Raw genomic sequence first — 15559 nt, forward strand, 5'->3', positions numbered from 1 at the left:
AAGCACTGGTGGGGAAATAGCAAAGCAGCTTTACCGGCAATTTACCTTCAACTTACGTTTCAAGGTGTGAGGCAAAACACTGATACACAAATGAAAACGGCCTGGACAGGGCCAGGCCGTTAACAATTGTAAAAGCGCTTACTTGAGAACGGACAGTGCCGCTTCGTAGTCAGGCTCTTCAGCGATTTCCTTGACCAGTTCGCTGTGCAGGACGTTGTCGTTTTCGTCCAGAACCACGACGGCGCGAGCGGTCAGGCCTTTAAGTGGGCCGTCAGCAATGGCCACGCCGTAGTTCTCGATGAACTCGGCACCGCGCAGGGTCGACAGGTTCTGCACGTTTTCCAGACCTTCAGCGCCGCAGAAACGCGCTTGGGCGAATGGCAGGTCAGCCGAGATGCACAGCACCACGGTGTTAGCGGTGTCGTTGGCCTGCGCGTTGAACTTGCGCACGGAAGTCGCGCAGGTCGGGGTGTCGACGCTTGGGAAGATGTTGAGGATTTTGCGTTTGCCGGCAAAGTCTTTCAGGGTGACGTCGGACAGATTGCCGGCAACCAGAGAAAAGGCTGGCGCCTTGGAACCGGCTTGTGGCAACTGGCCGTTGACTTGAACCGGATTGCCTTTAAGGGTGACTTGAGCCATGACTTGAGTCCTTCTGATGTTTTGATTGGAAAGCATGCAAGAGGCCGAAGTTAACCACGAAATTGTCCGACGACCTATGCCCTGTTTTGAAATTGTTAGGTGCCTGCGTGAAAAATTGTATACAAAACCAGCACAATTCCCATGTGGGAGCGAGCCTGCTCGCGAAGGCGCCGGATCAGTCAGCATAAATGTTGAATGTGACGACCTCTTCGCGAGCAGGCTCGCTCCCACATTGGATTCTGCGGTGTTATTGGTCTTTTATTTAGAGCCCCTGTCGATTCAGCGCTAACCCGTTCGACTAAGCAATGAATCCCACCAAACTCACGGAGTCACCGCCATGCGATTCATGATCCTTGTCAAAGCCAGCGCCGATTCGGAAGCCGGCATCATGCCCAGCGAAGAGCTGATCACCGCCATGGGCAACTTCAACGAAGAACTGGTCAAGGCCGGCATCCTGATCGATTGCGATGGCCTGCATCCGAGCAGCAAAGGCGCCCGCGTACGTTTCTCCGGGGACAAGCGCACGGTGATCGACGGGCCGTTCATCGAGACCAAAGAGCTGGTGGCGGGCTACTGGATCTGGGAGGTGAAATCGAAGGAAGAAGCCATCGAATGGGTCAAGCGCTGCCCCAATCCGATGCCGGGCGATTCTGAAATTGAAATCCGCCAGATATTCTCTGCCGAAGACTTCGGCGCCGAATTCACCCCGGAAGCACGGGAGCAGGAAGAGCGCGTTCGCGAACAGGCCAAGAAAAACGGCTGAACCGGATATCACATGTAAGAGCTGCCGAAGGTTCGGGCCGCGATCGGACGATCTTTTGATCTTGATCTTCAAAACAAGATCAAAAGATCGCAGCCAAATCGATCAGTCGGGCATCGAGCGGATGATGTCGGCCAGATCATCTTTGGTTATTTCATTGGCCTTGATAGCTGCGGCGACATCTGCTTTGGAAAGCGGAAAACGTTTGAAAATTTCTTTCAAGGTTTCCTCATTAACATTGGCCAGGCAGAGCGGATCGATAAATGAGCCGCCATACTCAGGCTTCATCGGTACTTCTTCGTGTGCAATTGCACCTTTATGGTTGAGATACACGACATAACGGTCGTGCCCTTCAGGAAAGCTTTTATCGTGATAAAGCGTGGTACCCAAAGGCAGGACATAGTAGTTCTCGTCGCCATTTGGGCCTTCAATCAGTAATGGTTCTTTGGTTTTGATCATTTTCCTGTCGTGCCCTTTCCCGATATCACCAAAAATCAGAAAAGCCAAAAAAACCGCATTGACGGATAAAGCTGCCATTAGCCACAGGCTAATCCGCCTGTTTGTAACCATTTTCCTTATCAAGCCTTTGCTCCTGCAATTGTCACGGTTATGCCCAACCGTCTTTCAAGGGACGCTCCGCGTTCCAGCTTGTGAATTTGACGCAGAGCGTCAAGGGCTGCATTCCCACGCAGAGCGTGGGAACGATCATTCACCAGAGATCAGTTCTTGAGTTCGACGTGATCCAGGGCTTGATTCACCGCGAGTTCTCCCAACATGACGACCTGTGCAATACCCAATGCAGTCTTGCGCTGAGAGGTTTCCAGCGAGGCGGCGAAGTTGATCAGCATTTCGCTGGCCGAGCCGAGGGTTTCGCTGGCGTTGGCGAGCAGGGATTCGGTGTTGTACCTGGGATTGGCGAGGTACATGGGTTCCGGCTCATTGGCACTGGACATGATGCGGGTGGCTGGATTGAGGTAGTAGTCGAGGGCGCGGTCGGCGGCTTCGTGGAGCTTTTTACTGTCGACTGAGGCGTAGGGTGATGTGGTGTCGGCGTCTGATTCTGGGGGATTGGGTGTTGGCTTTTTCATAGTGTTTTCTCTATCCGAACGGTGGAGCTGGCCCATTCGGCTTCCGGTCGAATGGGTGGCAGCTGTACGCAGGCTGGAAACCCGGGGGACAGAGAAACCCGGACGACCCGAAGGTCCCCCACGCACAGCCGCCATAACTAAGTACGTACCAAAAAAGGTGCGCAAGCATACGTCATGAACGGTGCTGTTGCGTTCAGTTTTCCCCCGGGGTTTCCAGTCCCGGTCGCTGATTTGGCAGCGACGAACACAGGCTAGAGACCCGACGTCCGACGGACAACCTGAAAACCTTGTGGGAACGTTCCGCAAATTCCAAACAACGTTTAAACATCCCGAATTGAAATACGCATAGGTAGGAGCTACCGAAGGCTGCGATCTTTTGATCTTGAACTTACAAACAAGATCAAAAGATCGCAGCCTTCGGCAGCTCCTACACGGGCACCAGCCTTTTAGTACACAACATCACCGTGATCCTGCTCACAAAACCAAAGAATTAATCCATTCGGCTGGCTAACTCCCGATTAGCTGCTAGCGTCAACCAGACGTGTCCTACAGGCTTGATAAAGAAAGGGATTACGCCATAACGGCCGAGAAGAGTGCCGAGTTATCCATAAGCCACCAGGGAATCGGGGATGAAGTTCAATCGAGTGGGGAAGACTCTCTTTCTGGCGAGTTCGCTGGCGGCTGCCTGTTGCGCGCTAGCGGATAACGCCGAGGATTCGAACAAAAGCAACAATCCGCTGAACGTCGCACCGGGCGCCAGCCTGCAGGACTACTACACCCCCAGACTCTACGACAGCAATCTGCACACCAATGACGTGTTGCTGCGCGGCACCCTGCCGATCGCGCCGAACGATTTCATCGGCGTGCCACAACTGGTTCGCACCACCCTGCCGATCAGCACCCGCCCCGATCCGCACAACGGTTACAGCACCGGCATCGGCGATCTGAACCTGTTCGACATCTTCATTGTGAAAACCGAAGGCGTGCAGTTGGGCGTCGGCCCGTTGATCACCGCGCCGACGGCCGAACAGGACGAACTCGGCACCGGTAAATGGCAAGGGGGTCTGGCGGCGGTGGCTATCGACGCCTCGCCGCGCGGTCTGCTCGGCGCGCTGGTGCAGTACCAGAGTTCGTTTGCCGGCGACAACGATCGCCCGCACGTCGAGAGCGCAACGATGCAGCCGTTCATCATCCATAACCTGGAAAAAGGCTGGTACCTGCGCTCGACCGGCACCTGGACCTTCGACCTGAAAAACGACACCCATTACATCCCGATCGGCCTCGGTGTCGGCAAAGCCTGGAGGTCCGGCAGCAACATCCTCAACGCCTTCGTCGAACCGCAGTGGACGGTCGACCGCAAGGGCGACGGCCTGCCGCAATTCACCCTCTATGCCGGCCTCAACGTAACGTTCGGCAAATAAGGAACACGCCATGCAAGGAACCCTCAAAGCCGCCGGTTACAGCCTGATGACGATGTTCGTCAGTTGTGGCGTCGGTGCCCAGGATTTCACCGCCAGCCCGGAAGAGGCCCGAGGGATTGCCAAAGAGGCCTACCTCTACGGGTTCCCGGTGGTGGAGATGTACAAAACCCTCTACACCCAGGCTATTGACAGCAAAAGCTCGAACTACAAGGCACCGTTCAACCAGATCGGCAATACGGCCAAGGCCTTCACCCCCAAGGACACCGCATTTGTCACGCCTAACGCCGACACGCCTTATTCGTTCGTCTGGATGGACCTGCGCCGCGAGCCGCTGATCCTGACCCTGCCGCCGATTGAGGAACACCGCTATTACTCGGTGCAACTGATCGACGCCTACACGCAGAACTTCGCCTATCTCGGCACCCGCAGCACCGGCAACAATGGCGGCCACTTCATGGTGGCCGGGCCTGACTGGCAAGGACAGCAACCGGTCAATATCGACCGTTTGGTGCGCAGCGAAAGCAACATCACCTATGCGCTGTATCGCACGCAGTTGTTCGATGAAAAAGACCTGAACAAGGTCAAGCAGATCCAGAAAGGCTACAAGGTCGAGCCCCTCAGCCATTACCTCAATCAGAAAGCCCCGGCTGCCGCGCCGAAAATCAGTTGGCCAAAACCAACGCCAACCATGAGCGAGACGCCGGACCTGTTCCGTTACCTGAACTTCATGCTCGCCTTCACGCCGCCGCAGGATGTCGAGAAGGACCTGCTCGCGCGTTTCGCCAAAATCGGCATCGGTGCTGGCCAGCCGTTCCATTTGCAACAGCTCACTGCCGAGCAACGCAAAGCCCTTGAAGACGGAATCGCCGATGGCAAAGCCGAATTCGCGCAACTCAAGAAAGACAAGATCGACACCCATGAAGTGAGCAGCGGCGACTTTTTCGGCACCCGCGATCACTTGAAAGGCAATTATCTATACCGCTACGTCGGCGCCAACATGGGCATTTTCGGCAACTCCGCGGAAGAGGCGAACTACATCGGCTACTTCGTCGACAAGGATGGCCAACCGGTAGACGCCTCGAAACACGATTACACCCTGCATTTCGACAAAGGCGCCCTGCCTCCGGCCGAGGCGTTCTGGTCGCTGACGATGTATGACGGCAAGAACAAACTGCTGGTGGCCAACCCGCTCAATCGCTACCTGATCAACTCGCGAATGCTACCGGACCTTGCGCTCGACGCCGACGGTGGCTTGACCCTCTATGTCCAGCACAACAACCCCGGCAAGGACAAACAGGCCAACTGGCTGCCTGCGCCCAACGGGCCGTTCTACGGGATTCTGCGTCTTTATCTGCCAAAACCGGAAGTGGCCAGCGGCGAATGGAAAATACCGCCCCTCACACCGGTCAACACAAAACAATAAGCGGAGTCATTGATTGATGGTCAAGCCCAACGTAGTGCGCCCGTTGCTGGCGCTGTGCATGATCGGCAGTCCTCTGCTTTATGCAGCAGAGGGTGGCGTTGGCCGACCGATCACCGGCCAGCAGGTGTTTTCCAACGCCGGGGTCGTCCCGCCGGAACCGGGCTGGATCATGTCGCTGACCAGCATCTGGTACGACGGCTCGCTCAAGGGCAGTTCCGGCGCGCCGATTTCCGGTGCGGTCAGTGGCGGGATCGACATGAAAGTCTCCTACACCATGGGCAACTTCACGCATGTCTGGGACACCGGCAAAGGTCGCTGGAACTATGCTTCGGCGATCGGCGTGCCGGTGCAGTACACCGACATCAAGGCGAGCATCACCGGCCCGCGCGGCCGCACCTTGGGTGACAGCGACTCCGGCACGCAATTCGCCGACGCCTTGATCACGCCGATTGCCGCCGGTTACCACTTCGATGAGCTGAACCACATCTCGTTTTCGCTGCCGATCTACGTGCCGACCGGCGCCTACAACAAGGACCGCCTGGCCAACCCCGGACAGAACAACTACACGTTCATGCCGACGGTGGCGTTCACGCATCTGGATGGCAAGGGTGGCGAATTCAGCCTGATGAGCGCCTTCGAACGCTACACCGAAAACGACATTACCGATTACCGCAACGGCAACATCTTCCGCCTCGATGCCCTGTGGACCCACGGTTTTGGCAATGGCTGGAACGCCGGTGTCGCCGCCGGCTACATCCAGCAATTGACCGACGACAAAGGCCAGACCGCCGACACCTTCAACGGTTATCGCGGACGCGCGGTGGGCGCCGGCCCGGTGATCGGCTGGGCCGGCAAATTCGCCGACGCCCAAGCCAACATCAGTGCGCGCTGGGTACCGGAGTTCGACACCAAAAACCGCCCCGAAGGCAACGGCTTCAGCGTCAACCTGACCCTGGCCTTTTTCTAGATCGGCTACAAAGGACTGTCCCATGACTGCGCTTACTGACCTCAACGCGCTGCAAGCCAGCATCGCCGAAGCGGTGCTCGGCCAGGATCAGGTGATCCGCCAGATCCTCCTAGGCCTGTTGGCCAACGGCCATTTGCTCCTGGAAAGTCTGCCGGGGCTGGCCAAGACCCGCACGGTCAAGGCGCTGGCCAAACACCTCGACGCGAAGATGAGCCGCATCCAGTTCACCCCGGATCTGCTGCCCTCGGACATCACCGGGGCCGAGGTGCTGCATCAGGTCGAAGGCAAGAATGAAATCCGCTTCCAGCCGGGGCCGCTGTTCGGCAATTTGATTCTCGCCGACGAGATCAACCGCGCACCGGCGAAAGTCCAGGCCGCTTTGCTTGAAGCCATGGAAGAACGGCAGATCACCGTGGCCGGCAACAGTCATGCCTTGCCTGATTTGTTCATCGTCGTGGCCACGCAAAACCCGATCGAACAGGAAGGCACCTACCCGCTGCCGGAAGCGCAGATGGATCGCTTTCTGATGAAAGTCCTGCTCGATTACCCAAGCGCGGAAAACGAAAGCCAAGTGCTGCGCCTGCTGCGTAATGAAGAGTTTGCCCAGGGTGCGAGCACCACGCCAGCCAAGGGTTTCAGCCTGCCGCAGGACGTCATATTTGCCGCGCGCAAGGAAGTCAGCGCCGTGCACGTATCGCCGGCCATCGACAATTATTTGATCGACCTGATCAACGCCACCCGCCACCCCGCCGATTACGACGAAGACCTCGCGCGCTGGATTGCCATCGGCGCCAGCCCGCGTGGCGGCATCGGTCTGGACCGGTGCGCGCGTGCCGATGCGTGGTTGCAGGGTCAGGACTTTGTCTCGCCAGACAACGTGCGCGCGGTGGTGCATCCGGTGCTGCGCCATCGCCTGCAATTGAGCTACGACGCGGTGGCCGATGGTGTCAGTGCCGATCAGGTGCTTGACCGGATTCTCGATAAAGTGGCGATTCCGGCGTGAACGATGAAGGACGGGTCTACGTCTCTCTCGCGCAATTGATGGCGCTGGAGTTCAAGGCCCGTGACCTGAGTTTTCTCGCCCGTCAGCCTCGGGGCAGCATCCTCGCCGGCAACCATGCTTCACGCCTGCGCGGACGCGGCTTGAATTTCGATGAGTTGCGCCGCTATCAGCCCGGCGACGACCTGCGCCACCTCGACTGGCGCGCCTCGCTGCGCACTGGAAAACCGGTGGTGCGCACCTTCACCGAAGAGCGCGACCGCCCGGCGTTGATCGTCGTCGATCAGCGTATGTCGATGTTCTTCGGCTCGCAACGCAGCTTCAAATCCGCCGTCGGCGCTGAACTCGCAGCACTGGCGGCGTGGATGGTATTCAACGCCGGCGATCGGGTCGGCGGGCTGGTGTTCAACGATCAGCGCATCGACAGCGTGGCGCCGCTGCGCAGCCGCAAACGCGTGGAGGCCTTGCTCAGCCGCATCGCCGAACAGAATCAGGCACTCAGCGCGGCCAACCCCGACGCTGAAGACGAAGACCAACTGGACAAGGTCCTGCAACGCTGCCTCGCCCTGGCCGGGCATGATCATTTGATCTGCATCGTCAGCGACTTCGCCGGGGCCGGCGAGCGCACCTTGCAACTGATGCGGCAATTGTCGGCGCACAACGATGTGATTGCGTTGCAAGTCTACGACCCGTTGGCGATGAAGCTACCGAACAACGGTCGGCTGCTGGTGACCCAGGGCGAATTGCAGGTGGAACTGGCCATCGAGAAACGCAACGTCCACCAGCCGCTGGGGGATTTCCTCAGCGGACGGCTCAAGGACGTCGCCACCCTGCTGCGCCGCAGTCAGGTACCGCTGATGATGTTCAGCACCGCAGAAGAGGCTCATGCGCAACTGCGTGCCGAGCTGGGCAAAAGCGCCGGGGCACGGCGGTGAATCCGAATGTGCCGAGCATTGAACAGCTGCAAGAGCTGGGCCTGCCGGCACCGGTCAGTTATGCGCCGCAGACGTGGGGTTGGTGGGTGTTGCTCGCTGTGTTGGTTTTGGCCGCGTTGCTGATTGGCATTCGGCGTTATGTGCAATGGCGCAGGGACGCTTATCGGCGTGAGGGTCTGGCGCGTCTGGCGCAATTGCGGGGTCGCAGCGATGACCTCAATGCCTTGCGCGAATTGCCGGAACTGCTCAAACGCGTGGCCCTGTCGATGCCGACACAATCCTCGAACTGGAACCCGATCCCTGTGGGAGCGAGCCTGCTCGCGAAGAGGCCGGCACAATCAACATTTTTGGCGCCTGACACACCGCTTTCGCGAGCAGGCTCGCTCCCACAGGGGGTTGGGGCGCTTAGGCGAGACGATTGGCAAGTCTTCCTGCAACGGCACTGCAAAAAACCGTTGCCGGCCGACTTCAGCGAACAACTGGCGCAACTCGCCTACGCCCCCGACGACACACTGCGCGCCCTCCCCGCGCCGCAACGTCAGGCACTGTTCGAGACCTGCCAATACTGGATGGAGCATCACCATGTGGCAGCTTGACTACCCGTGGCTGTTACTGCTGCTGCCATTACCTTGGTTGGCTTACCGCTATCTACCCGCCTACAACGAAGCGCGCAGCGCCGTGCGTGTGCCGTTTTTTGCGGCGATGAGCCGCGCGGTCGGTGAGGCGCCGGGCATCGTCGGCAGCCGGCGTAATCTCTGGCAATTGCTGCTGAACGTGATTGTCTGGGCGCTGATTCTGCTGGCCGCCGCGCGCCCGGTGTTCGTCGAAAAACCCATTGAACGGCAACAACCGGTACGCGACCTGATGCTCGCCATCGACCTGTCGCAGTCGATGGAAACCGAAGATTTCAGCAACGCCAACGGCGAAAAAATCAATCGCCTCGCCGCCGTCAAACAAGTCGTGCAAGGCTTCATCGACAAGCGCAAGGACGACCGTCTTGGCCTGATCGTGTTCGGCAGCGGCGCCTATCCGCAGGCACCGCTGACCCTCGATCATGCCAGTCTGTCGCTGTTGCTGGCCGACACCGGCATCGGCATGGCCGGCCCGAACACCGCGATCGGCGATGCCATCGGCTTGAGCCTGAAGCTGCTGGATAAAGCCCACGAGCAGGAAAAAGTGCTGATCCTGCTCACCGACGGCAACGACACCAGCAGCGCGATCACTCCCGATCACGCCGCCGAAATGGCCGCCAACAAAGGCGTGATCATTCACACCATCGGCATCGGCGACCCGAGCGCATCCGGCGAAGCCAAGGTCAACCTGTCGGCGCTGGAGCAGATCGCCAAAACCACCGGCGGCCAGTTCTTCCGCGCCGAAGACCGCAACGCGCTGGATCAGGTCTACAGCACCCTCGATCGGCTGACCCCGCATCAAGTGAAAACCTTCAGCCATCAACCGCAACGCGAGTTGTTCTACTGGCCACTGGGCGCGGCGATTGCCCTGCTGGCGCTGTATCACCTCGGCGCGCGGCTGCGTGTGCGCCTGGCGTTTGCCCGTCAGCGGCAGGAGGCCTGAGATGGAGATCAATCTCAGCGACTTCCATTTCCTCCGCCCCCTATGGCTGCTGCTCGCACTGTTCGGTGCCGTGCTGCCGCTGCTCTGGCGGCGCGGCCGCGACCTGCAACGACGCCTGCGCGGCAATATCGCCGAGCACCTGTTGCCGCATTTACTCATCACCCCTCAAGACCATCAGCGCCTGCGCCCGGTGCACCTGCTGTGCGCGCTGTTGATCCTCGGCGCAGTTGCCGTTGCCGGGCCGACCTGGGAGCAGGATCGACCGGACTTTCTCGAAAACCGTGCGCCGTTGATTATTGCCGTCGACCTGTCGCCATCGATGGACGCCAGCGATGTGCAGCCGACTCGCCTGGAAGCGGCGAAACACAAACTGCACGACCTGATTCAGCGCCGCGCCGGCGCGCGCACCGCACTGATCGCCTACGCCGGCAGCGCACATCTGGTGTTGCCGCCCACCGACGATCCGGCGCTGCTCGATACGTTTATTCAAGCCTTGGGCAGCGGATTGATCGACAAACCGGGCAAAGACGTCGGCGCGGTGATCGATCAGGCGAAACGCTTGCTCAGCGCCGAAAAAACACCCGGCAGTTTGCTGTTGATCACCGACGGCGCCGACACTGCGCAACTCGACGGTCTCGACAAACGTCTGAGCGACAGTCAGTTGCAGGTGCTGGTGCTCGCGGTCGGCAGTGAGGACGGCGGCATCATTCACGACGCTAACGGCCAGCCGCGCACCGATGCCAACGGGCGCCCGGCGCTGGGCAGTTTTGATCAGGCGGCAATCAAACAATTGGCCTCTGCCCTCGATGCGCCGCTGGGCAGCCTGACCCTGAATGACGACGACCTGGACTGGATCGAACTGCACGCCCAGCAGCATTTTCAGAGTGCCAGCGCCGAACAGCGTGAATTGCACTGGAAAGACGCTGGTTACTGGCTGTGCTGGCCGCTGTTGCTGTTGGCGCTGTGCAATGTGCGCAAGGGCTGGAGCGTCAACTGGATGCCCGCGCTGGCATTGGCGATTGGCCTCGGTTGGCCAGCGGCACCGGCGCAGGCCAATGCGCTGACCGATGCGTTTTTCACCCGCGACCAGCAAGGCCGCTGGGCGTTCGAGCATGAGCACCTGCCGCAAGCGGCGGCGCTGTTTGTCGACCCGTATTGGAAAGGTGTCGCGGCGTATCACGCGGCCGATTACGACCTGGCGCTGGCGACATTCGCCCGGCTCGACACGCCGCAGGCCTATTTCTATCTGGGCAATATTTACGTGCGCCGCTTCAAGTTCGATGAAGCCATCGCTGCGTATACCCAGGCCTTGAAGCTGCAACCGCAGTTCCCCGAAGCGACGGCGAATCTGGCCTTGGCGCAGGCGTTGCTCAAGGACACCGAAAGCGCGGAGAAAAACGCCCCGCAAACCAAACCCGATGAGGTGAAATTCGACAAGGCACCGGGCAAGGGCCAGAGCAAAGCCGTAGAGACTGAGCAGGCCGCGTCCGATGCCCTGTGGTTGCAGAACCTGACCACCTCGCCGGCGAAGTTTCTCAAGCAGAAGTTCAGCTTGCAGGATCAGCAGGAGGCCAGGCCATGAACCGAGTTGCGGCCTTCGCGAGCAGGCTCGCTCCCACAGGGGATTCGCGCCGTACACAACACCCATGTGGGAGCGAGCCTGCTCGCGAAGAGGCCCATTCAGTCGCCACAACCGTCGGCACCTTACTGCTGTTGAGCCTGTTCAGCCTCAATGCTTTTGCCACCGAGCCCCAACTCAAAGTCCAGGCCCACCTGCAGCCCGCCGAAGGCGCCATGGTCGGTGGTCTGGTCGAACTGCAAATCGACGTCCTCACCGACACCTGGTTCACCAGCGCCGCCACCCTGCCCGAGCTGAAACTCGACGGTGCCCTGGTCATGCCACCGGGCGGTCAGGCGCAGCACCTCAATCAATCCATCGATGGCCAGGCCTTCAGCGGTTTGCGCTACAGCTATCTGATAACCCCGAACGTCGCCCGCACATTCGAAATCCCGGCGCTGACCGTGCGCGCCACGCCCGGCCAAGCCACGACAGAAATCACTGCGCAAAGCCAACCGGTGCAGTTCAGCGCCGCACAACCGCCCGGTTTCAAACCCGGGGAAACACCGTTAGTGACTACCGGTTTGCGCTTCACTCAAACCCTCGTCAACTCAGCCACGCCGTTAAAGGTCGGCGACAGCCTCACCCGCCAACTGACCCTGCAAGCAGACGGCGCACTGGCGATGGCCCTGCCGATTCCGGCATTCAGTGATGTCCCCGGCCTGAGCCGTTATACGAAAACCCCGCAAGTCACCTCGCTGGATGACGGTCGCGGTGACATCCTCGGCGGTCAGCGCATCGACAGCGTCACCTACCGCGTCGACAAGGCCGGGTCGTACACGCTGCCAGCCATTGCAGTGAAATGGTGGGACACCAGCACTCGGCAAACACGTACCGCGCAAGTCCCGGCAGTCACGTTCGAAGCAGCCGCTGGCACACCTTACAAGCCGGTATTTTCGATCAGCGAAGACCTTAGACAATTGGGCCAGAATCAGCTGCGCTTCTCCATGCGTTGGCTGTTGTGGCTGATGCTGATCGCCGCAGTCGTTGCCGCCGTTTATCTGCTGCGTCCCACGTTTATCCGTGCCAGACAACAGTGGCAAGCACGCCGACAAGCGCAGCAACGGGCATGGCAGCAATCCCCCGACTTCGCCTGGCAACAAATCAACGCACAGCTACAAGCCAGGCCGGCGCAGCTGAGCGCGCTGTACCTGTGGCTGCGGCGCAGTCGCCTGGGGCTGAAACTGGTCAATGCCGGCCCACGCCTGCAAGGCCTGTTACGCGGGCTTTACGGTCGCCAGCCAAGTCCCGAGCAAACACTCGTTCAACTGCGCGAATCATTGACTACGCTTCACAGTCAGGCCGAACAGCAGCAAGCAAAACCGGCCTCGGCCCTGCGCCCGCTCAACCCCGTTCACGAGAAGGATTTCCCATGACGCCTGCGCTGCTGCACCGCCAACGTTTCGCACTGGCCCTGCTGTTTGGCCTCGCCCTGCCGCTGCTGGCCCAGGCCAGCGAGCCGCTGCCGTCGTGGAATGACGGCCCGGCGAAGAAGAGCATCATCGAATTCGTGCAGGCTGTGACCGACCAGACCAGCAAGGACTTCGTCAAATCCGGCGACCGTATCGCCGTGTTCGACAACGACGGCACGTTGTGGAGTGAACAACCGGCCTATTTCGAATTGCTCTTTGCCTTCGACGAAGTCAAGCGCACCGCCGCACAGCACCCGGAATGGAAGACCACTCAGCCATTCAAGGCTGTGCTGGAAAACGATCACAAGGCCTTGGCGGCTTCCGGCATGGAGGGCTTGCTGAAAATCGTCGGGGCCACTCATACCGGCATGACCACCGAAGCCTTCGACGACTACGCCAGAACCTGGCTCAGCCAGGCGCGCCATCCGAAAACCGGCAAGCCGTACACCGAGATGATCTTCCAGCCGATGCTGGAAATGCTCGACTACCTGCGCAGCCAGGACTTCAAGACCTACATCGTCTCCGGCGGCGATACCGCGTTCATGCGCGCCTTCGCCGAGAAGGTCTACGGCATCCCGCCAGAACAAGTGATCGGCACCACTTTCATCACTGCATTCCAATACAAGGACGGCAAGGCCTCGATCGTGCGTACGCCGAAACTGGCGCACAACGACGACGGCCCCGGCAAACCGGAAAGCATCGACGCAGTGATCGGCAAACGGCCGATCCTCGCCTTCGGCAACTCCGACGGCGACCTGCAGATGCTGCAGTGGACAGCCGCCGGGGCCGGCAAGCGCTTCATGGGTCTGGTGCATCACACCGACGCCAAACGCGAATGGGCCTATGACCGCAAATCCGATATCGGCCGGCTCGACAAGGCCCTCGATGAAGCGAATTCCCGTGGTTGGACCGTGGTCGACATGGCGTCGGAGTGGCGCCGGATCTATCCGTTCGAGTCACCGGCAACCGGGCAGGTGCAATAAAAAAGCGTGATGCAGGACTGCAATAAACGTTAGTCGCAATAAACGACCCCCGCGAAAAGGAGCAAGTCAGATGACTCGCATACGCAAGTGGCTACCGAAACTCGCCTTAGTGGCGACTTCGGTCATGGCGCTGTCGGCAACGGCTACAGCAGCTGAAAAACCCAACATTCTGGTGATCTTCGGCGATGACATCGGCCAGACCAATATCAGTGCCTATTCGATGGGGGTGGTTGGCTACAAGACCCCGAACATCGACCGCATCGCCAAAGAAGGCATGATGTTCACCGATTACTATGCGGAGAACAGCTGCACGGCTGGACGATCGTCGTTCATCACCGGCCAGACGCCGTTGCGTACCGGCTTGTCGAAAGTCGGTATTCCCGGGGCACCGGTGGGCCTGCAAAAACGCGACATCACCATTGCTCAGGCGCTCAAGTCGCAGGGTTATGCGACCGGCCAGTTCGGCAAGAACCACTTGGGCGACAAGGACGAATACCTGCCGACCAACCACGGTTTCGACGAGTTCTTCGGCAACCTGTATCACCTCAATGCCGAAGAAGAGCCGGAGCGTCCGTACTGGCCAAAAGATGACGCCGAGTTCGTCAAGGCTGTTTCCCCGCGTGGCGTGATCCACAGCTTCGCAGACGGCAAGATCGAAGACACCGGCGCGCTGACCACCAAGCGCATGGAAACCATCGACGACGAAACCACGGCAGCGGCACAGGCGTTCATCGAGAAACAGGCCAAGGCGGACAAACCGTTCTTCGTGTGGATGAACACCACGCGCATGCACATGTACACCCACGTACGTGATTCGATGAAGGGTCAGAGTGGCATGCCCGGCAACGAATACGCGGACGGCATGCTCGAGCACGATGGCGACGTCGGCAAACTGCTGAAAACCCTCGATGACCTGAAAATCACCGACAACACCATCGTCGTCTACACCACCGATAACGGCCCGAACCAGTTCTCCTGGCCGGACGCGGCAACCACGCCGTTCCGTAACGAGAAGAACTCCAACTGGGAAGGCGCATACCGGGTGCCGGCACTAGTGCGCTGGCCGGGCAAGATCAAACCGGGAGAAGTTTCCAACGAACTTTTTTCCGGGCTTGACTGGTTCCCGACACTGCTTGCCGCTGCTGGTGATACGGGTGTGAAAGACAAGTTGCTAAAAGGCTGGGCGCCGGTTGCCGGCGGCACCAACTTCAAGGTGCACCTGGACGGTTACAACCAACTGCCGTACCTGACCGGTCAGCAGCCGAAGAGTGAACGCAACGAGTTCTATTACTTCAACGATGACGGCGTACTGGTGTCGATGCGCTACGGCAACTGGAAAGCGGTGTTCTGCGAACAACGTGCACCGGGTGGTTTCAAGGTCTGGAGCGAACCGTTCGTGTGTCTGCGCGTACCGAAAATATTCAACCTGCGCATGGACCCGTATGAACGTGCTGACATCGTTTCCGATCAGTACTACGACTGGACCACCAAAAACGTTTATCTGACCGAAATGGCGGTGATGAAGTCGGCGGCGTTCCTGCAGACCTTCATCGAGTACCCACCTAGCCAGAAACCGGCCAGCTTCAGCATCGACCAGATCCGTGCTGCGGTAGACGCGAAAGTCGCTGAAAAAATGAAAGCTGCACAGTAAGACCGCTGGACTGCCGTTCGCCCTCACCGGCGGACGGCCCTGTTTTTTTGACTTGGGACCGTGTCGGCTTCTTCGCGAGCAGGCTCG

Annotated in this window: 15 protein-coding genes; 12 read left to right on the plus strand and 3 right to left on the minus strand. The window is 59.4% G+C overall.

Annotation, left to right across the window (positions count from 1 at the left end):
• Nucleotides 1-138 precede the first annotated feature (138 nt).
• A complete protein-coding gene (gene tpx, locus L8H52_RS18085) occupies nt 139-639 on the minus strand; it encodes a thiol peroxidase (RefSeq protein ID WP_242208003.1) in 501 nt (166 codons plus the stop codon).
• Between the two features lie 337 nt (nt 640-976).
• Here tpx and L8H52_RS18090 point away from each other — a divergent pair, with 337 nt between their 5' ends.
• Entirely contained in the window at nt 977-1402 is a 426-nt protein-coding gene (locus tag L8H52_RS18090; RefSeq protein ID WP_242208002.1) for a YciI family protein, read from the plus strand.
• A gap of 102 nt (nt 1403-1504) precedes the next feature.
• On the opposite strand, the gene L8H52_RS18095 is transcribed toward L8H52_RS18090, so the two are convergent.
• Together L8H52_RS18095 and L8H52_RS18100 are read right to left on the minus strand one after the other, a co-directional pair.
• The gene (locus L8H52_RS18095) at nt 1505-1936 is read right to left on the minus strand and encodes a hypothetical protein (RefSeq protein ID WP_242208001.1); all 432 of its coding nucleotides are present in this window, start codon (nt 1934-1936) and stop codon (nt 1505-1507) included.
• 182 nt (nt 1937-2118) lie between these two features.
• A complete protein-coding gene (locus L8H52_RS18100) occupies nt 2119-2487 on the minus strand; it encodes a DUF6124 family protein (protein ID WP_242208000.1) in 369 nt (122 codons plus the stop codon).
• A gap of 629 nt (nt 2488-3116) precedes the next feature.
• On the opposite strand from L8H52_RS18100, the gene L8H52_RS18105 reads away from it, so the two are divergent.
• The 11 genes from L8H52_RS18105 (at nt 3117) to L8H52_RS18155 (ending at nt 15472) form a co-directional block, all read left to right on the plus strand.
• Entirely contained in the window at nt 3117-3908 is a 792-nt protein-coding gene (locus L8H52_RS18105; RefSeq protein ID WP_242207999.1) for a hypothetical protein, read from the plus strand.
• Between the two features lie 10 nt (nt 3909-3918).
• Nucleotides 3919-5331 (plus strand): DUF1254 domain-containing protein, encoded by a 1413-nt coding sequence (locus L8H52_RS18110; RefSeq protein WP_242207998.1) that lies wholly within the window; start codon nt 3919-3921, stop codon nt 5329-5331.
• 16 nt (nt 5332-5347) lie between these two features.
• On the plus strand, nt 5348-6298 hold the full coding sequence (locus tag L8H52_RS18115) for a transporter (protein WP_242207997.1): 951 nt from the start codon (nt 5348-5350) through the stop codon (nt 6296-6298).
• Nucleotides 6299-6320: 22 nt separating this feature from the next.
• Nucleotides 6321-7301 carry a MoxR family ATPase gene (locus tag L8H52_RS18120; protein WP_242207996.1) on the plus strand — a complete coding sequence of 327 codons (981 nt, stop codon included), beginning with the start codon at nt 6321-6323 and terminating at the stop codon, nt 7299-7301.
• Complete coding sequence (locus tag L8H52_RS18125) at nt 7298-8233, plus strand: DUF58 domain-containing protein (protein WP_242207995.1); 936 nt, start codon at nt 7298-7300, stop codon at nt 8231-8233. The genes L8H52_RS18120 and L8H52_RS18125 overlap by 4 nt, the downstream gene beginning before the upstream one ends.
• The gene (locus L8H52_RS18130) at nt 8230-8829 is read left to right on the plus strand and encodes a DUF4381 domain-containing protein (protein ID WP_242207994.1); all 600 of its coding nucleotides are present in this window, start codon (nt 8230-8232) and stop codon (nt 8827-8829) included. Before L8H52_RS18125 ends, L8H52_RS18130 begins: the two co-directional genes overlap by 4 nt.
• Complete coding sequence (locus L8H52_RS18135) at nt 8816-9808, plus strand: VWA domain-containing protein (protein WP_242207993.1); 993 nt, start codon at nt 8816-8818, stop codon at nt 9806-9808. Before L8H52_RS18130 ends, L8H52_RS18135 begins: the two co-directional genes overlap by 14 nt.
• A 1-nt stretch (nt 9809) precedes the next feature.
• Nucleotides 9810-11390 carry a VWA domain-containing protein gene (locus L8H52_RS18140; protein WP_242207992.1) on the plus strand — a complete coding sequence of 527 codons (1581 nt, stop codon included), beginning with the start codon at nt 9810-9812 and terminating at the stop codon, nt 11388-11390.
• Nucleotides 11387-12802, plus strand: a complete 1416-nt coding sequence (locus L8H52_RS18145; protein WP_242207991.1) for a BatD family protein — start codon at nt 11387-11389, stop codon at nt 12800-12802. Before L8H52_RS18140 ends, L8H52_RS18145 begins: the two co-directional genes overlap by 4 nt.
• Complete coding sequence (locus tag L8H52_RS18150; RefSeq protein ID WP_242207990.1) at nt 12799-13821, plus strand: HAD family hydrolase; 1023 nt, start codon at nt 12799-12801, stop codon at nt 13819-13821. Before L8H52_RS18145 ends, L8H52_RS18150 begins: the two co-directional genes overlap by 4 nt.
• 70 nt (nt 13822-13891) lie before the next feature.
• A complete protein-coding gene (locus L8H52_RS18155) occupies nt 13892-15472 on the plus strand; it encodes an arylsulfatase (protein ID WP_242207989.1) in 1581 nt (526 codons plus the stop codon).
• The last annotated feature ends 87 nt before the right edge of the window (nt 15473-15559 follow it).

It is taken from the genome of Pseudomonas sp. CROZ-RG-20F-R04-15 (assembly GCF_022662375.1).
Classification (GTDB): domain Bacteria; phylum Pseudomonadota; class Gammaproteobacteria; order Pseudomonadales; family Pseudomonadaceae; genus Aquipseudomonas.